This window comes from Bacteroides cutis (genome assembly GCF_900241005.1).
Taxonomy (GTDB): Bacteria; Bacteroidota; Bacteroidia; order Bacteroidales; family Bacteroidaceae; genus Bacteroides; species Bacteroides cutis.
The window spans coordinates 292,105-310,110 of the sequence record NZ_OEST01000001.1 but is presented as its reverse complement, the minus strand read 5'-3'; the positions used below and the strand labels follow the sequence as shown (position 1 = coordinate 310,110).

The window sequence follows — 18,006 nt, the reverse complement described above, 5'->3', positions numbered from 1 at the left end:
TGAAATATGCAAGTGTTTCTGATAAAAATACGGATGACCTTCTATTTTAGAATTTATAAGTACGTTTAGGGTTCTTAGGAAACCAGCCTTTTTTCACCCGATCTTCTTGCTCGAAGATTTCCTTTATCGTCCAAAAAGAAGAAAAAGCAAATACTCCCAAGAGCGAAGCTATCAGGATATTTTCAGTACAAAGTGATGCAATTATACCACCTATACCCAATAATAGGAAAATCCACCAGCATTTAGTACCCCAATAATATTCGGCTTTTACGACTATTGGGTGAAACAGCCCGATAATAAGAAAGGTACAAATGCCAATGACAAGTCCCGAAAGGTGATAATCGTTTAAGAAGCTCATCTTTTTATCTTTTACTTTTCGGGACAAATAGGAATTTCTTTCTTGATGCTCTGTTCCAGTGAAATTAATGTTTCAGTGGCTGTGACACCGGGAATTTCCTGCATTTTGTTGTTCAGCAAATCCATTAAATGTTCGTTGTCGCGGGCATATACTTTAGTCAACATGGTATATGGACCGGTAGTGAAATGACATTCCACAATTTCAGGGATTTTTTGCATTTCGGCAACAACCGCTTTATACATGGAACCTTTTTCCAATTTAATTCCTACATAAGTACATGTCCTATAACCCAAAGACTTGGGGTTTACATGATAGCCGGAGCCAACGATGACACCCAGGTCAATCAGACGCTGTACACGTTGGTGGATGGCAGCGCGTGATACGCCACATTCAGCAGCTACATCCTTAAAAGGAATACGGGCATTTTGAGAAATGATTTCCAAGATTTGCCGGTCGAGATTGTCTATTTTTTCCATAATAGTAAATAAAGTAAAATTCTTGTTGTTATCAAATAGTAAGCAAATATAGGACTTTATTTTAATTTATCTATAAAAAGGAGGGGAAAAAAGGATAAAGTATCAAAGATTGAGTATAAAGTAATAGGGTGGTAAAGTATCATCACCTTACCACCCTATTATTTTATTACTCTATTATTTTCGCTTACTTTTCAATATCCAGTAATTCTATTTCGAATATCAGAGTAGAGAAAGGCTTGATTTGACCGCCGGTTTCTCTTGATCCGTATGCCAGGTCATAAGGGATATAAAGTTCCCATTTAGAACCGACAGGCATCATGGTAAGAGCTTCAGTCCAACCCTTGATAACTTGGTTGGCACGGAAAGTGGCAGGTTCTTTACGTTTGTATGAACTATCGAATTCAGTACCGTCAATCAAAGTACCTTTGTAGTTTACTTTCACCTTGCAGGTATCAGCAGGGATGGCACCTGTACCTTTAGTGATGATTTTGTATTGCAAACCGCTTTCGGTAGTTACAACGCCTTCTTTAGTCTTATTGTCGGCAAGGAATTTTTCACCGGCAGCCTTGTTGTCGGCATATTTCTTTTCAGTAGCTTTTTCTTTGATGGCATCCATCTGAGTCTGCATGAACTGTTGAGCTTCTTCCTTGGTCATGATACCTTTACCGATAACTCCGGCAACAAAACCTGCCAACAGGTTCTCGCGGCTGATAGTCTGTGTGGAGTCACCACCGAAAATTTGCTGATTGAAACCTTCAACCCATTGTTTGCTAACCATCTGGCCTATTTGCAGACCTGTCATGTAAGCTACGTCTTTTTTGTCAATCTTAGTGGCTCCTTCATTGAAACCTTTGATGAATTCTGCCATTTGAGTAGAATCGACGCCTTGTTGTGCCAGGTATTGGTCCAAACCTTCGGTGCGGGCCATGCCGATAGCATAAGATAATGAGTCAACGTCTGTTTTCAAGTCAGCTTTCGGACTTTGTGCAGTACAAGATGCCAAACCGGCAACTACTGCGATAGCCATGATAAATGTTACTTTCTTCATTTTGCTTTAAAATTATTTATTTAATACTTTAAGTAGTTCTACTTCAAATATAAGTGTACTGTGAGGAGGGATCATTTCACCTGCTCCTTGTGCTCCGTAAGCCAGTTCGCTGGGGATATAAAGCTTCCATTTGGCACCTTCGGGCATCAGTTGCAAGGCTTCTACCCATCCCGGAATAACTTGGTTAACACCGAATGTGGCAGGCTGTCCGCGCTTGATAGAGCTATCAAACAGAGTTCCGTCGATAAGCGTACCTTCATAGTGGCATTGTACCTGGTCGGTAGCTTTGGCATAGGTACCTACATTACCTTCATTGATCACTTCGTACTGAAGTCCACTCGGCAGGGTGACGACACCCGGACGTTTCTTGTTTTCTTCAAGGAACTTTTGGCCTGCTTCAATATTGGCGGCATTCATTTTCTGTTCCAGTTCACTGAAGTATTTGTTTACTATATCACGGGCTTCCGTATGGCTGATAGCCGTCTGATTTCCCTCCAATACGTCTTTGATTGCTTGTGCAAAGTCATCTACTGCGATGCCTTTAGCACCCATGCTTAAAAGATTTTGACCTATTCCCAGGCCGATAGCATAACTGAATTTATCCATTTTTACTTAATTAAGAGTCGCAAAAGTAACCTTTTTATTTGAATGATAGGACTTTTCGTCATTTAATTTTTCTTATTTAAGTATCAACTATGTCTATCTTTTGTATTTTTGTAAGAAACAAAATAAAAAATAGGATACGGGATATGAAAAATTTGGTCATTTTATCCGGTGCCGGCATGAGTGCCGAGAGTGGTATCAGTACATTCCGTGATGCGGGAGGTTTGTGGGATAAATATCCGGTAGCTCAGGTAGCCACTCCTGAGGGGTATGCGCGTGATCCGGAACTGGTTATCAATTTTTATAACGAGCGTCGCAAGCAGCTGTTGGAAGTAGAACCTAATGCCGGGCATATTGGAGTTGCCGCACTGGAAAAAGATTTCAACGTGACAGTGGTTACGCAGAATATCGATAATTTGCATGAGCGTGCAGGCAGTCAACGCATCATCCACCTACACGGTGAACTGACGAAAGTTTGTTCCAGCCGTGACCCTTACAACCCTCATTATATAAAGGAGTTGAAACCGGAGGAATATGAAGTAAAGTTGGGTGATAAGGCAGGCGACGGAACACAATTCCGCCCGTTCATCGTTTGGTTTGGAGAGCCGGTGCCCGAAATAGAGCGAGCCATCGGTTATGTGGAGAAAGCGGATATCTTTGTCATTATCGGCACTTCCATGAATGTATATCCGGCTGCCGGACTGTTGAACTACGTGCCTCGCACAGCAGAAGTCTATCTGATTGACCCTAAGCCGGTGGACACGCACACCATGCGTCCGATACATGTCATTCAGAAGGGAGCTTCGGAAGGGGTAAAGGAGTTGGCGATGATACTTGAACATTGAGGTTAATGCCACCGTATTGGCACAGTCTTGCCTCTTTGTTGGCACGGTCGTGCCAATACGGTGGCATAACAGTGCCAATATAGTGGCACTGTTGGGTTATTTAATAACCGCTCTCAGCGCGAACCACGCGTGATGTGCCACGGTACTTATAAGCCCGTAGTGTTTTGACATGATGCAGAACCGTTCTTTGAGAGATGCTTTCCGGTTTTGTGTAGTCATTCCTTCCTCCAGGTAATCGATAAGCGTGAGATGTGTGTTGTGCAGGGTCCGCGCTTTTTTCATGATCTTGATACACCAGTCGAAGTCGGCCGAGAAACGGTACTGCAAGTCGTATGGCTCTACCAGTATACGTTTGGCAAAAAACGCCTGATGGCAGACCAGCATGCCTTGCTTGAAACTTTTCCATGTCAGGACCTCAGGGGAGGAGAGACGGCGCATGCGGATAAAGTGTCCTTCTTTATCGACTAAAGCTGTTTCACCGTACAGAATGTCAGGCAGTCCACCGTTACTGAGAGTATGTACCATTTGTTGCAAAGTGTCGTCTTCGTGAAAACTGTCTCCGGCGTTGAGGAAACAAAGATAATCGCCTGTCGCGTGTTCAATACCCTTGTTCATGGCATCGTACAGCCCTTTGTCCGGTTCGCTTACGACCAGGGAGATACGTTCCTTGTAACGGTTGATGATGGAGAGAGTTCCGTCTGTGGAAGCCCCGTCTATGATGATATACTCTACGCGATGATAGGTCTGGGAGATAACACTTTGAATAGTATCTTCCAGTACCGTTTCTGCGTTGTAGGTCACGGTGATGACACTGAACTTAGGTGTAAGATGGTTATGCATTTCTTCCGGTAACTTTATTATAGAGATCGATATATTTCTTAGCGATGGTACCTTCTGAATAGTGCGTCACGGCTTTCCGGCAAGCCTGTTCCGACAGGCTTGGATAGTCGGGTTCGGTCAGTGTCCAATAAATACCGTTGGCAAAGTCCTCGGACGATTTATATTGTGCCACGTATCCATTGTGGAGATGGTCTATCATTTCAGGAATACCACCCACGTTGAAACCTACACAGGGAATGCCGCAGGCCATAGCCTCCATAATCGTGTTAGGAAGATTGTCTTCTAACGATGGGGTGACGTAGATGTCTACGGCATTGTATATATCTACCAATTGATGTTCATTCTTTAAAAAATCCATTGGATAAACTTTGAATGGCAATAAATTCTCCAACTGTCGGGATTGATTGCCGAAAGCCACGACAGCTAATTGTTCTTTCAGTTCAGGATGTTTCTTGAACAAAAGATGGCAGGACTCTATCAGGTAATTGATCCCTTTTCTTTGATCGGTGATTTTTACCGAGCCGAATAACACGAGCTTGACGTTGTGAGGTAACATATATTTGTCACGAGCCGCGTTTTTATTGTGGGGCTTGAAAAGATTTATATTGATCGGGTTGGGTATACTGATTACTTTATGGTCATGAAATAGCGCACTCTTTTGTGCTAACTCCCCTAACCATCGGCTGCATGTCACGAAATGGATACGATTTTTTTTGTATAACTTTTGTTTTTTGTAGAAAGTACGGTAGGCAAGATCTTTCTTGCCATTGGCGTAAATATATGGACAATTGTGGCACTCTTGTTCATAGTTGGTACATCCGATGCTGTAATGACATATACCCGTACATGGCCACATATCGTGCATCGTCCAAACAACGGGCTTACCTGATGCCAGTATTTTCTCGATATTCTTTAGCGAAAGCATTCCTTGATTTATCCAATGAAGGTGGATCACATCGGCCTGTTGAAACTCGGGCAAAGAGGTGATGTCCGTACCTGTATTGGCTATATCGACAGCAAAAAGGTTATTTTTCTTGAAATGGTTAGCTTTCCAAATTACAATACGTTCCCATACAAATTTCCATACCATACGCCAATTATGTTTTAACTCAACGACGGTAATTTGTTCTGTCTGTTTGTCGCGTACCAGCATTTTAGCTTTGATGCCATTGTTTTTCAGAGCTTCCATAAGACGGCTGGCTGCTATGGCAGGTCCGCCTATTTTTTCTGTAGTATTTATGAGTAGTATTCTCATTATATTACTTTTTTTTGATAACAGTCTTATAAAGGTCGAGATATTGATTGGCAACTACCTTACTGGAGTATTTTTCGAACACATAATTTCTCATACTTTCTTTGGAAAGGGTGTCTTTTCCTTCCGTCATTCCCCATTTGATTCCTTCTGCCAGGCTGTCAGCCGATAGATAGTCTGCTAAGAAGCCATTCTTTTTGTGGTGTATGATGTCCGATTGTCCGCTGTTTCCAAATGAGATCGGGATACAACCACATGCTTGCGCTTCGATAAGTGTCTGTCCGAAAGTCTCGTACAGTGAGGCTGAAACTGTAACGTCTGCCGCAGAATATAGTTGCGAGAGCTTATGAGAACTGTCAATTCTTCCGAAATATGAATAACTGATGGGAATATGGACAAGTACTTTCTGGGGATATTTTATTTTTCCGAATAAGGCCAGATGCAACTCTTCGGATTGGAAATGTTTTTGTTTGATTAATAGATGTATGGCTTTTAATAAGTACTCAAAACCTTTGATGGGGTCATCAATTCTGGCCGCACCAAATAAAATGATGTACTTGTTGGGCAAGAAAAGTTCTTTTCGGGATATCTTTTTATCCAATATTTTAAAATCGGAAAGAGAAAGCACATTCGGAATTACAAGAATATCTTTGTTTCCCAACAAAGCACTCTGTTTGACTTGTGTAGAAAGCCAGTTGCTGACTGCTACAATACTTAAATCATGATTAGAAAAGAGTTTTAATTTTTTTCTGAATACTCTATGTGCTAAATCGTTATTGCCGGGAAAACGCAGAAACCGACAATTCTTACACTCACTTTTAAAGTTTGTACAGTTATGTGCATGATGGCAAATGGCGGTACATTCCCACATGTCATGCATTGTCCAGATGACAGGTTTGCCCGATTTTAGAATTTCCTGGATACTTTTAATGGAGAGTAATCCCTGATTAATCCAGTGCAAATGGATGATGTCCGCTTCTTGAAACGAAGGTAGTTTAGTGATATTAAATCCTGTATTGGCAATGGATACGGTGAATAGATTTTTTCTACTGAATAAGTTGTTAATCCATATAATCAGTCTTTCCCATAAGAAAGTATACCGCTTTTGCCAGTTTTTACCTATTGACATTACCTGAGACAAATCGCTTTCTTTGTGTAGAACAAGCATTTTTGCATCTACATCTACTGTATGAAGCGATTTCATTAAACGTTTGGCGGCAATGGCTGCTCCACCGGTTTGCTCAGATGTGTTTACTAATAGTACTCTCATTTTGGAGAATGTTTGTGCAAAAGTACTGTTTTTGTCGTTTTATATTCTATAAAAACATTTATTTTTTAGTCTGTAATCACTAAACTCTCTATCTTTGCGACATTAAAATCAGCTATTGTAAGACCGGTATATACATTGGGTATCTGGGGTGTGAATAGCTTTAATTGTATATAATTTTATAGCTATGGGAGAAAAAGGACTAAAATGGTTGGAACAATTGTGGCAATGTTTTCTTAGCGTAGTGAAGGTATTGTTGCAATCTAAGTGGAATACTCGCTTGCCATCTTCTTTCAGTAATGCGGATGAGTTATTGATATTGGCTAATGGCCCTTCATTGAACCATACGGTGCAGGAATTCCCGGAATTTGTGAAAGAAAAGACATTGTTGGCAGTGAACTTTTGTGTAACGTCACCTATGTTTGAACAACTTCGCCCTGAACTTTACTTGATAGCAGACCCTTTGTTCTGGATTGTTCCCGAAAAACGGGTGCAATTGTTTCAAACTCTGGCGGAAAAAACTACCTGGCCGATAAATTTGTTTATTCCTGCCCGTGCTTTGAAGAATAAAGAATGGCAACCGATGTTGGCAGGCAATCCCAATATCAATCTTTGTATTTATAACACTACTCCGATTGAGGGTTTTCAAGGTTTTTGCAATTGGGTATTCCGTAAGGGTTGGGGTGTTCCCCGTCCACATAATGTACTGATACCTTCCATCGCGATAGGATTGCGTCTGCCTTTTAAGAAGATATACCTGGCGGGTGCCGATCACTCTTGGTTACCGGAAATCACGGTGACGGACGAGAATGTGGTGCTGATGCATCAGAAACATTTTTACGACCAGAATAAGTCGCAGGCGGCTACCGTGAAGCAGGAAAACTTGAATAGTGCCCGTCTCTATGTTATACTTTATCACATGCACGTGGCTTTTAAATCTTACTTTATACTTGAGGCATATGCCCGGAAGTTGGGAAAAGAGGTGATTAATATTACACCGGGCAGTTATATCGACGCTTTTAAACGAATGAAATTATGAAAGACGGAATAATCATTCAGGCACGTACCGGTTCTACCCGGTTGCATAATAAAATACTGCTCCCTTTTTATGGTGAACAGCGCATTATTGATATCTTGATATCAAATATTAGGCAAGCTTGTCCGGAGAAGACAATCGTACTTGCCACTACCGATCGCCCGCAAGACGATGTGTTGGCGGAAGTTGCACGCCAGGCAAAAGTTTTCTGTTACCGGGGCGACGAAGACGATGTGCTCGACCGCTTTATCCGGGCTGCCGAGACATTTGGTATCGACCGCTTCATCCGTGTTTGTTCGGATAATCCTTTCCTGCGTCCGGACAGTTTCAAGGTATTCTTTAATGAACACGATACTTGTCCGGCAGATTACATTGCATACGGCTTTGCTGACGGCCGTCCCACCATCAAGTCGCATCTGGGTTTGTTTGCCGAGTTGACTACGACCGACGCTTTGCGTCGTGCTGCTGCTGCCACGCAAGAGAAACTCTACATCGAGCACGTCACCATATATCTCTATACACACCCCTCGGAGTTTAGTGTTCGCCTGCTTCCCATGCCCGATGGGCTGGAGGAGCGGCTCGATCTCCGCTTTACCCTCGACACCATGGAAGATTTTACTCTGCTGCAAACGCTTTATGCCACCTTTCATGAGCAGACAGACCATAGTATCCATGCTCTGTTGCAGTTGGTAGAAACGCATCCGGAGTATCGTGTAAAGATGTTGGAGAACATTGCCCGCAATGAAAAATGACATTCCGCGACGTTCTTTTGTGCAATTTCGTTAAGGCTGAATGCCGTTCGTGATGCAACGGAATATTTATCGTAATGGTTGTAAACTATTTTATATAATATGAAGAGTACTTACATTATCGGAGAAATCGGACAAAACCACAATGGTTCGGTCGATATAGCCAAGTTGATTGTTGATTTGGTATCCCGCCCTGTTCGTGAGGAGGTATTCAATATGGAACTGCGTCCGATGGATGCGGTGAAACTGACTAAGCGTGACCTGAATGAGGAGCTGACCGACTCGCAAATGAACCGGCCGTATGTTTCTCCCCACTCTTTCGGACGTACATACGGTGAGCACCGGGCTTTTCTGGAATTGACGGATGAGGAACACTTCGAAGTCTACAAGCATGCCAAGTCTCTGGGATTGGATTTTGTGGAGACTCTTTGTTCTAAGGGCTGTATGTCATTACTGAAACTCTTTACGCCTGATCGGCTGAAAGTGGCAAGCCGTGATCTTACCAACCTTCCTTTGCTGGAAGTAATGGCGGAAACTAAAATACCTATTATCCTTTCTACAGGTATGGCGGGAAAGAAAGAACTGGATGATGCATTGGATGTTATCACCCGTTATCACAGTGATATTTCCATTCTGCATTGTGTGTCACAGTACCCCACTCAGCCCAATAACCTGAACCTGAAAACAATCAGCTATCTGAAGCGGTACTATGGACAGTATGTCATCGGTTTTTCCGATCATACTATCGGCATTGCGGCTCCGGTGGTTGCTGTGGGCATGGGTGCCGAGATCATAGAAAAGCACGTAACTATAGACCGTCGCATGAAGGGTACCGACCAGCAGGGGTCTTTGGGACCGGACGGTGTGAACCGTATGATTCGTGACATCCGCATCGCGGAGCATTGGTTGGGGCAGGAAGAACTGTATGTAGACCCTGCGGTTTCAGCCGCTAAGGTGAAACTGGAACGTTCTATCGCCACTAATAAGGTGTTGTGCCCGGGGGATATGATTACAGAAAATGATATCCATCTGCTCAGTCCCGGAGACGGATTTAAGTGGGCTGACCGTAATAAGGTGATAGGACACCGGGTGCTAAAGGAGATACCCCGTAACGAAATTATTTATCCTTCGTTGATTGAAGAATGAAACTGGCTGCTGTTGTCGTACTCTATCATCCCGGCGAGGATTTAACCGGAAATATCAATAGCTATCTGCCGCAGGTAGACAAATTGCTGTTGTGGGATAATACGCCCGAGGGCGAGAAAAAACAATTGCCTCTGTCGGAAATCTGTCATCCGGAACGTTTGGAATATAGGGGGTGCGGGAGGAATGTAGGTATCGGTATTGCTCTGAATGACGCCGTGGACTATGCCCGTAAGAATGGATTTACCCATCTCTTGACGCTCGATCAGGACAGTTTCTTTCTGGATGGAGAGTTCCGGCGCTACATGACGGCTGTTCGAGGTTATGGAGAAGACGAGCAAACTATCTTTTCTGTGAATTATTTTATCAAGTCGCAACAATCTTCCCTTTATCCGGTGGTGGATACAGTAGATAAAGTATCTTCCGCCATGACTTCCGGTACGATCTATCCGGTCAGCCTGTTTGAGGAATTGGGTACTTTCATGGAAGACTTGTTTGTTTGGGGTATCGATAGTGAGTATTGCTGGCGTGCCGCCCGGAAAGGGGTACCGACCGTTTGCTTCAAGAATATCCTGTTGCAGCACGACTTGGGATATCAGAAGAAGAAACACCGTCTGCTGGGAAAAGAAGTTTTTCCTAATGAGTATCCTCCGGCACGTACCTATTATAATGTGCGGAATGGTATCATTCTTCATAAGCTTTATCCTGAGAGTTTAAATTTGAAGGCTCACTTGCGCTATCATTTATATAAACGGATGGTCTTTGTACTTTTGTACGAGAAGCAAAAGTTTGCCAAATGGAAAGCTCTCTGGGAGGGTTATCGTGATGGAAAACGTGGCAAGCTGGGTGAACGCAGTTGATGGGAATTCTCTATTTTTAATTTTAAATGAATAAGTATGTTACCGAAATTAGTGATTACTGATATTGATGGCGTCTGGACTGATGGTGGAATGTATTATACCGGCGAGGGGGATGTAATGAAACGCTTTTCCGTGAAAGACGGTTGGGGTGTGATTTTCCTGCGTGAGCTGGGAATACCCGTAGCCATTATGACCGGTGAGAATACGCAGATTGTCCAAAAACGTGCCGATAAGTTGAAAATCAAATATTGTTATCTGGGTGTGAAGGACAAGGTGGCTCAGGCTGAAGAATTATGTAACGAACTGGGTATAACCCTGGGAGAAGTTGCTTTTATCGGTGATGATTTGAACGATTTGCCACTGCTTCGTCGGGTTGGTTTCAGCGCTTCGCCCAGTAATACACCCGACTACGTGAAACGTGAAGTGGCTTATGTGACAACTGCACATGGTGGTTATGGGGCTTTCCGGGAGTTTGTGGAGAAACTATTGGCCGACAATGGTATGTTACAGTCGGTTATAGAACGTTGTTTGTCAAAATAGCTTTAATGATTTCTTCTTTTTCGGGTGTGGAGAATGTACAAGGATAGCTTGGCATTCCTTTTACAGCCTTAAGCCCTTTCTGATGATATCTTTGGTCTGCAAGTTTGTTTACCCAACGTAGTAGGGCATATTTTTTGGTAAATTCCATCAGTCTCTTTTTCCATGAAATTCCGGGAGCGTCTTTGGGCATATTACTGATGTTGCATATGAAGGAGATCGCTTCTTCAAGTTTGCTTGTTTCCTGGTCTCTCAATAATTCTCCCACAGCCAACAAGAAACCTTGATATTCTTTTTGATACTCTGGAGAAGTCTTGATGACAGATACTTGTACGGTTTGGTCGGTTGCGGAACCGGATATACGTTCACGTGCACTGTAGAAATAGGGTAATGTGGCGTATTTACCGGATATGAGTGCGGCATGGTTAAAAAACTCTTCTGCCAGAAAAAGGTTGGAAAAACGTAGACTTCCGTCGGTGTTGAAACAGGAGGCATACATCTTCTGAAAAACATCGGTACGTATAACCGAGTATAGGAGGGATGCATACATATTTTTTTCTTGTAATAGTCTCTCACGTGGTGTTTCGTCTGTAATCCGTTTGTCGAAATAACGGATATAACGTGGGTAAAAATGGACTTTCCCTTTCCGAGGGGTGAAGGTCAGGTAATGTCCTTGTGCCGTATTGTAATCAGGATGAGTCTCTAAGAAGGCAACCATTTGCGCAATACCGGTGGGCACTATGAAGTCATCGTCGGCACAGTAAACTACATAGGGGGTATTGATAAACGGAAGTATCTCTTTTATTTTCAACAGGAAGTGTAGTCTGGGACGGTGCAGGTAAGTTACTTTCGGATATTCTGCCGCATAAGGGAATATCCGATCGGACGAGTCGGGAACGAGTATTTTTATATCCGTATGGCGATAATAGTTGAGTAATCGGCGTAAGCGTTCAGGACGGTTGTGTGCAGGGATGATTACGGTAACATTTTGTAGAGTCATTGTTACAAGTTTTTCTTTTTTAATAAATATTGCAGGCTTTCCCGAAAGACGGTGGATCTCAAACTCCACATAAAGAATATATAAAGTGAAGCGGCCAGAATTACCTTTACCGGCAGGGAAATATAGTTATTCTCAATATGGCTTCCTACCCAATAAGTGAAACTCATGGTTACTGCCGACAAGATAACATAGGGACTAATATCCCATAGGATATGCAATAGAGAAATTCCTATATGTTTGTGGGCAAAATATTGCCAGACCAACAACCATAATATATTGATGGAAGTGTAGACTATCAACATTACATTCAACCCGTAAGGATAACTGAACCACACGCATAGTAGTTGGAAGGCTCCCAATGTAATGGTGTTCCACATGTAAATGTTCGGTCGTCCTATACTGTTCATTAGGTTGGAGTAGAGGGTGGAAATGGGCATAAAAGCTCCCCATACACATAAGATCTGCATGATGGGTACACAAGGTAACCATTTGTCGGTAATGGTCAATACAATCAGTTCGCGCGAAATGATAGCGAGTCCTAACATGGCAGGGAAACTGACAAAAGCCGTGAAACGTAATAGTTTCCGGAAAATGTTTTGCAGGCGTTGAACGTCTCCCGAAGCTTCTTTGAATACAGGTTGCCCCACACTGTTTATCATTCCGAAGATGGTGGAGTACCCCATAGTGGTCCATTTGCTTCCTTGTGAATAGTAAGCGGCTTCCTGAATAGTATAAAAACGTCCCAGCAATGCAGAAAATATATTGTTGTTGATATGCGTGAATAAAGATGTAAACAGTTGCTTACTGCTGAATGGAAGTAGTTTCCGTAAAGGAGAGAATTTGAATGAGAAGGTAGGATGCCAAGGAGAGAATATCCAAAGCAATACAGTATTGGTACTGGTATATAATACGGTTTGTATGGCAATTCCCCAATATCCCCATCCGTGATAGGCACAAGTAACCCCTACAATTCCGGAAACGAGAATGGCTGCTATTTGTATTTGACTACGTTCTTTTACCATGAGGTTTCGGAATAAATATGCTGTAGGTGCTGTACCAAAACTTCCGATGAGGAAACTTAAGAACTGGAAGCGTGCCAGCTCGGTAAGTTCGGGAGTATGATAGAAGTCGGCAATGAAAGGAGCGCTTATAAACAGTAACAGATAAAGTGTAATACCGATACTGATATTAAACCAGAAAACGGAATTGTAATCTTGTGGGTTGACTTCCTTTTTGTTGACAAGCGCCAGGATGAAACCGCTTTCCGAGAAAATGCCTGCTGTGGCAGAAAAGATAGTAAGCACAGCCACCATACCATAATCGGTGGTGGATAACAGACGTGCAAGAAATATTCCGAAAACAAGGTTCAACAATTGCATGGCACCGTTGCCTATGCCACCCCAGAATAATCCTTTAGCTGTTTTCTCTTTTAGCGATAAATCACCCATCTTATATTGATCTTTGTGAGATTGCCGGTAAAAGTCAATATTCCTCACCGCATGGGTACGTGCGGTGAGGATAAGTCTTATTTTACTTCACTACCCGGTTTTACTTCTTTCAGCAATGAAGTCACTGCCAATGCGCCATCATAGTTTTCGGCGGAAAGAATCATTCCTTCGCTTACCAGGCCATTCTTGAATTGCCGGGGAGCCAGGTTGGCGATAAACAATACTTGCTTACCTATCAACTCCTCGGGTTTATAGTGCTGGGCAATACCACTCACGATAGTACGATTTTCCAGTCCATCGGCAATCTTGAATTTTAACAACTTCTTCATTTTGGGAACAACTTCGCACTCCAATACGGTACCTACACGGATATCCAGTTTCTCGAACTCTTCAAAAGAGATGGTAGGTTTGATGGGATTTGCCTTGTAGCCGGCTGCTTCATTGGCTTTCTTTGTAGCGAGCAATTTGTCTACCTGTGCTTGAATGACATCATCCTCAATTTTCTCGAACAACAATTCCGGTTCTGCCAGCTTATGTCCGGCGGGAAGTAAATCTGTATGTCCCAGTTCTGCCCAATCAAAATTATCCATATTCAGCATTTTGCGCAGTTTTTCACTACTGAACGGTAAGAACGGTTCAAAAGCAATGGCGAGATTGGCTACTAATTGCAAAGAAATATTCAGAATAGTAGCAACACGCGGCATGTCTGTCTTGGCAAGTTTCCAGGGCTCAGTGTCTGCAAGGTATTTGTTGCCGATACGTGCCAAGTTCATAGCTTCTTTCTGGGCATCGCGGAACTTGAATACGTCTAATAATTTTTCTACTTCAGCTTTTACATCGGCAAATTCTTTAAGAGTTTCCTTATCGTAATCGTTCAGTTCGCCTGCAGCGGGAACCACACTGTCAAAATACTTCTTTGTCAGTTGCAAGGCACGATTCACGAAGTTACCGTATACGGCTACCAATTCATTGTTGTTACGTGCCTGAAAGTCTTTCCAGGTAAAGTCATTGTCCTTCGTCTCCGGAGCGTTGGCAGTGAGCACGTAGCGCAATACATCTTGCTTTCCGGGAAAATCCTGCAAATACTCGTGTAACCATACAGCCCAGTTACGAGAAGTAGAAATCTTATCTCCTTCCAGGTTCAGGAATTCGTTACTCGGTACGTTATCCGGTAGGATATAACTTCCTTCAGCTTTTAACATGGCAGGAAATACAATGCAGTGGAACACGATATTGTCTTTTCCGATGAAATGTACAAGACGGGTTTCAGGGTCTTTCCACCATTTCTCCCAAGAGTCGGGCAGCAGCTCTTTCGTATTGCTGATGTAACCGATAGGTGCATCAAACCATACGTAAAGTACTTTACCTTCAGCACCTTCTACGGGTACAGGAATACCCCAGTCAAGGTCACGGCTAACGGCACGTGGTTGCAAACCCATGTCGAGCCAACTTTTACATTGGCCGTATACATTGGGACGCCATTCCTTATGGTCTTCCAAAATCCATTGGCGTAACCATTCTTCGTGTTTGTCCAGTGGCAGATACCAATGTTTTGTTTCACGCATTACAGGTTCGCTTCCACTGATAGCACTCTTGGGATTAATCAGATCCGTAGGGCTAAGGCTGGTTCCGCATTTCTCACATTGATCACCGTAGGCACCTTCTGCGTGGCAATGAGGACATTCACCGGTAATATATCGGTCGGCAAGGAAAGTTTTTGCTTCCTCATCGTAGTATTGCATGCTGGTCTTTTCAATGAATTCACCTTTGTCGTACAATTTACGGAAGAAATCGGAGGCCGTGTCGTGATGAGTTTTTGAAGTTGTGCGGCTGTATATATCAAATGAAATACCGAAATCTTCGAAAGATTTCTTAATGAGTGTATGATAACGGTTTACTACATCCTGCGGTGTGATACCCTCTTTTTTGGCACGTATAGTGATGGGTACTCCGTGCTCGTCAGACCCTCCAATGAATACAACTTCTTCTTTTTTCAGTCTTAAGTAGCGGACATAGATATCTGCGGGAACATAGACTCCGGCCAAGTGTCCGATATGAACGGGGCCGTTTGCATACGGCAGTGCCGATGTCACGGTGGTACGTTTGAATTTCTTTTCCATTGTGTTATATGTATCTCTTTTGTTATGAACGCTTTTAGGATGTGCAAAGATAACGGTTTTCTGTTAAATACGAATAGTATATATAAACATAAAACGTAGGTTGTCTTCCCGGTGTTTTGTGTCAGTCGTTATTTTTCTTTTCTTGGATGATACTTTTCTAATGAAATGAATTGTTTCTTTTGTTTTATGTATAGAATGATTTTCTTCTGAATTTGTTTTGCGTAGAATGTAAATAATACTTCAGGAAAAACTCTCCTATCTCTTGTATCCACGTATAAAAAATGTATATTTGTGCATTGTATAGTTGAAACATAATATAAACAGATTATGATAACAAACCAATTGTTGCATCCTGCCAGTATTGTGGTAGTGGGGGCGTCCAATAATGTGCATAAGCCGGGAGGTGCTATCTTGAGAAATCTGATGAACGGTGGATATACAGGAGAATTACGTGCTGTCAATCCGAAAGAAACCGAAGTACAAGGTGTAGTGGCGTATGCTGATGTAAAGGATATTCCTGAAACGGATTTGGCGATACTTGCCATTCCGGCGACGTTATGTCCCGGGGCGGTACAGGTACTTGCTGCTGAAAAGCAGGTGCGTGCATTCATCATTCTTTCTGCGGGTTTTGGAGAAGAAACCCATGAGGGTGCACTGTTGGAAAACCGTATTTTGGAGACGGTGAATAAATACGGTGCTTCATTAATAGGACCTAATTGCATCGGATTGATGAATACTTGGCATCATAGTGTGTTCAGCCAGCCTATTCCTAACTTGCATCCGCAAGGCGTTGACCTGATATCCAGTTCCGGTGCGACTGCGGTATTTATTTTGGAGAGTGCGGTTACCAAAGGTTTACAGTTCAATTCCGTCTGGTCTGTAGGTAATGCCAAGCAGATTGGAGTGGAGGATGTGCTGCAATATATGGATGAACATTTTGATACGGAAAGAGATTCTAAAATAAAACTGCTTTATATAGAGAGTATCGGCGATCCGGACAGATTATTGTTCCATGCTTCTTCACTGATAAAAAAAGGATGCAAGATTGCGGCTATCAAGTCTGGTAGCAGTGAAAGTGGAAGTCGGGCAGCATCCTCGCACACAGGTGCCATTGCCAGTCCCGACTCTGCGGTGGAAGCTCTGTTTCGTAAGGCAGGTATTGTGCGTTGCCATTCACGGGAGGAACTGACTACAGTGGGGTGTATTTTCACTTTGCCGGAGCTGAGAGGGAAGAATTTCGCCATTATTACTCATGCGGGAGGGCCGGGTGTGATGCTGACGGATGCCTTGAGTAAGGGTGGATTGAACGTACCGAAGTTGGAAGGCCCGCTTGCCGAAGAGTTGAAAAGTTTACTTTTTCCGGGTGCGGCGGTAGGAAACCCGATAGATATCCTTGCCACGGGGACCCCCGAACATCTGCGCCTTTGTTTGGAATACTGTGAAGAGAAGTTTGACAATGTGGATGCCGTGATGGCTATTTTCGGTACACCCGGGCTGGTCACCATGTTCGAAATGTATGATGTGCTGCACGGAAAGATGCAGACCTGTAAAAAGCCTATTTTCCCTATTCTTCCTTCCATCAACACCGCAGGAGCGGAAGTTGCCGCATTTCTCGCGAAAGGACATGTGAACTTTGCGGATGAGGTGACGTTAGGTACAGCGCTGTCTCGCATCATGAATGTGTCGAGACCAGCGAATAATGAAATTGAACTCTTCGGGGTGGATGTTCCTCGCATACGTCGTATTATTGACTCTATTCCCGAAGACGGTTATATAGAACCTCATCAAGTACAAGCATTGCTTCATTCGGCAGGTATTCCGGTAGTGGAAGAGTTTGTCTCAGCCAATAAGGATGAAGTACTCGCTTTTGCCCGTCGTGCGGGATTTCCTGTGGTGGCGAAAGTTGTAGGACCCGTGCATAAGTCTGATGTGGGCGGTGTGGTACTGAATATAAAGAGTGAGCAGCATCTTGCTTTGGAGTTCGATCGTATGATGCAAATTCCTGAGGTGACAGGTATTATGGTGCAACCCATGCTACGCGGTACGGAGTTGTTTATCGGGGCCAAGTACGAAGAAAAATTCGGTCATGTGGTACTTTGTGGTTTGGGTGGCATTTTTGTCGAAGTGCTGAAAGATGTTTCCTCTGGTCTGGCTCCTTTGTCCTACGAGGAAGCTTATTCCATGATTCATTCTTTGCGTGCTTATAAGATTATCAAAGGTACGCGTGGCCAAAAGGGTGTCAATGAAGATAAGTTTGCCGAAATTATAGTACGCCTCTCTACCTTATTGCGTTTTGCTACGGAAATCAAGGAAATGGATATCAATCCGTTGCTTGCAACGGAGAAGAATGTGATTGCGGTGGATGCACGTATCAGGATAGAGAAATAATAAGTACTTTGTGTATAAAGGATCGGGTATTGGTGG

The 18,006-nt window shown here is 43.2% G+C and carries 17 protein-coding genes; 7 read left to right on the top strand and 10 right to left on the bottom strand.

Features of this window, described 5'->3' with window-relative positions:
* Positions 1-46 precede the first annotated feature (46 nt).
* The 4 genes from C1A09_RS01200 to bamJ (C1A09_RS01185) all read right to left on the bottom strand — a co-directional run bounded on the left by C1A09_RS01200 (position 47) and on the right by bamJ (C1A09_RS01185) (position 2,488).
* Positions 47-358: a DUF4491 family protein gene (locus C1A09_RS01200; RefSeq protein ID WP_101541922.1), complete on the bottom strand. Its 312-nt coding sequence runs from the start codon at positions 356-358 to the stop codon at positions 47-49.
* A gap of 11 nt (positions 359-369) precedes the next feature.
* On the bottom strand, positions 370-834 hold the full coding sequence (locus C1A09_RS01195) for an Lrp/AsnC family transcriptional regulator (protein WP_004291634.1): 465 nt from the start codon (positions 832-834) through the stop codon (positions 370-372).
* Positions 835-1,018: 184 nt separating this feature from the next.
* Positions 1,019-1,882 carry a BamJ family beta-barrel-assembly machinery protein gene (gene bamJ, locus C1A09_RS01190; RefSeq protein ID WP_101541921.1) on the bottom strand — a complete coding sequence of 288 codons (864 nt, stop codon included), beginning with the start codon at positions 1,880-1,882 and terminating at the stop codon, positions 1,019-1,021.
* Between the two features lie 12 nt (positions 1,883-1,894).
* Positions 1,895-2,488 carry a BamJ family beta-barrel-assembly machinery protein gene (bamJ, locus tag C1A09_RS01185; protein WP_101541920.1) on the bottom strand — a complete coding sequence of 198 codons (594 nt, stop codon included), beginning with the start codon at positions 2,486-2,488 and terminating at the stop codon, positions 1,895-1,897.
* Between the two features lie 143 nt (positions 2,489-2,631).
* Here bamJ (C1A09_RS01185) and C1A09_RS01180 point away from each other — a divergent pair, with 143 nt between their 5' ends.
* Entirely contained in the window at positions 2,632-3,330 is a 699-nt protein-coding gene (locus C1A09_RS01180; protein ID WP_101541919.1) for an SIR2 family NAD-dependent protein deacylase, read from the top strand.
* A gap of 96 nt (positions 3,331-3,426) precedes the next feature.
* On the opposite strand, the gene C1A09_RS01175 is transcribed toward C1A09_RS01180, so the two are convergent.
* From C1A09_RS01175 to C1A09_RS01165, 3 genes are read right to left on the bottom strand one after another with little or no spacing between them, the layout of a single operon-like run.
* Positions 3,427-4,170, bottom strand: a complete 744-nt coding sequence (locus C1A09_RS01175; protein ID WP_101541918.1) for a glycosyltransferase family 2 protein — start codon at positions 4,168-4,170, stop codon at positions 3,427-3,429.
* On the bottom strand, positions 4,163-5,425 hold the full coding sequence (locus C1A09_RS01170; protein ID WP_101541917.1) for a glycosyltransferase family 4 protein: 1,263 nt from the start codon (positions 5,423-5,425) through the stop codon (positions 4,163-4,165). The genes C1A09_RS01175 and C1A09_RS01170 overlap by 8 nt, the downstream gene beginning before the upstream one ends.
* Positions 5,426-5,429: 4 nt before the next feature.
* Positions 5,430-6,692: a glycosyltransferase gene (locus C1A09_RS01165; RefSeq protein WP_101541916.1), complete on the bottom strand. Its 1,263-nt coding sequence runs from the start codon at positions 6,690-6,692 to the stop codon at positions 5,430-5,432.
* 184 nt (positions 6,693-6,876) lie between these two features.
* Here C1A09_RS01165 and C1A09_RS01160 point away from each other — a divergent pair, with 184 nt between their 5' ends.
* The 5 genes from C1A09_RS01160 to C1A09_RS01140 all read left to right on the top strand — a co-directional run bounded on the left by C1A09_RS01160 (position 6,877) and on the right by C1A09_RS01140 (position 11,017).
* Complete coding sequence (locus C1A09_RS01160) at positions 6,877-7,728, top strand: hypothetical protein (RefSeq protein ID WP_101541915.1); 852 nt, start codon at positions 6,877-6,879, stop codon at positions 7,726-7,728.
* Entirely contained in the window at positions 7,725-8,477 is a 753-nt protein-coding gene (locus C1A09_RS01155) for a cytidylyltransferase domain-containing protein (protein ID WP_101541914.1), read from the top strand. The genes C1A09_RS01160 and C1A09_RS01155 overlap by 4 nt, the downstream gene beginning before the upstream one ends.
* 99 nt (positions 8,478-8,576) lie before the next feature.
* Positions 8,577-9,620, top strand: coding sequence for an N-acetylneuraminate synthase family protein (locus C1A09_RS01150; RefSeq protein ID WP_101541913.1), 1,044 nt, complete (start codon positions 8,577-8,579; stop codon positions 9,618-9,620).
* Positions 9,617-10,477, top strand: a complete 861-nt coding sequence (locus tag C1A09_RS01145) for a glycosyltransferase family protein (protein ID WP_101541912.1) — start codon at positions 9,617-9,619, stop codon at positions 10,475-10,477. Before C1A09_RS01150 ends, C1A09_RS01145 begins: the two co-directional genes overlap by 4 nt.
* Before the next feature lie 36 nt (positions 10,478-10,513).
* Positions 10,514-11,017 (top strand): 3-deoxy-D-glycero-D-galacto-nonulopyranosonate 9-phosphatase, encoded by a 504-nt coding sequence (locus C1A09_RS01140; RefSeq protein ID WP_101541911.1) that lies wholly within the window; start codon positions 10,514-10,516, stop codon positions 11,015-11,017.
* Here C1A09_RS01140 and C1A09_RS01135 read toward each other — a convergent pair.
* From C1A09_RS01135 to metG, 3 genes are all read right to left on the bottom strand, one after another.
* The gene (locus tag C1A09_RS01135; RefSeq protein ID WP_101541910.1) at positions 10,992-12,014 is read right to left on the bottom strand and encodes a glycosyltransferase family 2 protein; all 1,023 of its coding nucleotides are present in this window, start codon (positions 12,012-12,014) and stop codon (positions 10,992-10,994) included. The two genes, C1A09_RS01140 and C1A09_RS01135, sit on opposite strands and share 26 nt — an antisense overlap.
* Positions 12,015-12,016: 2 nt before the next feature.
* Positions 12,017-13,462 carry an O-glycosylation flippase gene (gene wzx / locus C1A09_RS01130; protein ID WP_101541909.1) on the bottom strand — a complete coding sequence of 482 codons (1,446 nt, stop codon included), beginning with the start codon at positions 13,460-13,462 and terminating at the stop codon, positions 12,017-12,019.
* A gap of 77 nt (positions 13,463-13,539) precedes the next feature.
* Complete coding sequence (gene metG / locus C1A09_RS01125) at positions 13,540-15,582, bottom strand: methionine--tRNA ligase (protein WP_101541908.1); 2,043 nt, start codon at positions 15,580-15,582, stop codon at positions 13,540-13,542.
* A gap of 327 nt (positions 15,583-15,909) precedes the next feature.
* Between metG and C1A09_RS01120 the strand changes: the two genes are divergently transcribed.
* Positions 15,910-17,970 carry an acetate--CoA ligase family protein gene (locus C1A09_RS01120; RefSeq protein ID WP_101541907.1) on the top strand — a complete coding sequence of 687 codons (2,061 nt, stop codon included), beginning with the start codon at positions 15,910-15,912 and terminating at the stop codon, positions 17,968-17,970.
* The last annotated feature ends 36 nt before the right edge of the window (positions 17,971-18,006 follow it).

Coding starts and splice junctions, on each gene's coding strand:
- C1A09_RS01200 (WP_101541922.1), bottom strand. CDS start 358: ATGAGCTTCTTAAACGATTATCACCTTTCGGGACTTGTCATTGGCATT.
- C1A09_RS01195 (WP_004291634.1), bottom strand. CDS start 834: ATGGAAAAAATAGACAATCTCGACCGGCAAATCTTGGAAATCATTTCT.
- bamJ (WP_101541921.1), bottom strand. CDS start 1,882: ATGAAGAAAGTAACATTTATCATGGCTATCGCAGTAGTTGCCGGTTTG.
- bamJ (WP_101541920.1), bottom strand. CDS start 2,488: ATGGATAAATTCAGTTATGCTATCGGCCTGGGAATAGGTCAAAATCTT.
- C1A09_RS01180 (WP_101541919.1), top strand. CDS start 2,632: ATGAAAAATTTGGTCATTTTATCCGGTGCCGGCATGAGTGCCGAGAGT.
- C1A09_RS01175 (WP_101541918.1), bottom strand. CDS start 4,170: ATGCATAACCATCTTACACCTAAGTTCAGTGTCATCACCGTGACCTAC.
- C1A09_RS01170 (WP_101541917.1), bottom strand. CDS start 5,425: ATGAGAATACTACTCATAAATACTACAGAAAAAATAGGCGGACCTGCC.
- C1A09_RS01165 (WP_101541916.1), bottom strand. CDS start 6,692: ATGAGAGTACTATTAGTAAACACATCTGAGCAAACCGGTGGAGCAGCC.
- C1A09_RS01160 (WP_101541915.1), top strand. CDS start 6,877: ATGGGAGAAAAAGGACTAAAATGGTTGGAACAATTGTGGCAATGTTTT.
- C1A09_RS01155 (WP_101541914.1), top strand. CDS start 7,725: ATGAAAGACGGAATAATCATTCAGGCACGTACCGGTTCTACCCGGTTG.
- C1A09_RS01150 (WP_101541913.1), top strand. CDS start 8,577: ATGAAGAGTACTTACATTATCGGAGAAATCGGACAAAACCACAATGGT.
- C1A09_RS01145 (WP_101541912.1), top strand. CDS start 9,617: ATGAAACTGGCTGCTGTTGTCGTACTCTATCATCCCGGCGAGGATTTA.
- C1A09_RS01140 (WP_101541911.1), top strand. CDS start 10,514: ATGTTACCGAAATTAGTGATTACTGATATTGATGGCGTCTGGACTGAT.
- C1A09_RS01135 (WP_101541910.1), bottom strand. CDS start 12,014: ATGACTCTACAAAATGTTACCGTAATCATCCCTGCACACAACCGTCCT.
- wzx (WP_101541909.1), bottom strand. CDS start 13,462: ATGGGTGATTTATCGCTAAAAGAGAAAACAGCTAAAGGATTATTCTGG.
- metG (WP_101541908.1), bottom strand. CDS start 15,582: ATGGAAAAGAAATTCAAACGTACCACCGTGACATCGGCACTGCCGTAT.
- C1A09_RS01120 (WP_101541907.1), top strand. CDS start 15,910: ATGATAACAAACCAATTGTTGCATCCTGCCAGTATTGTGGTAGTGGGG.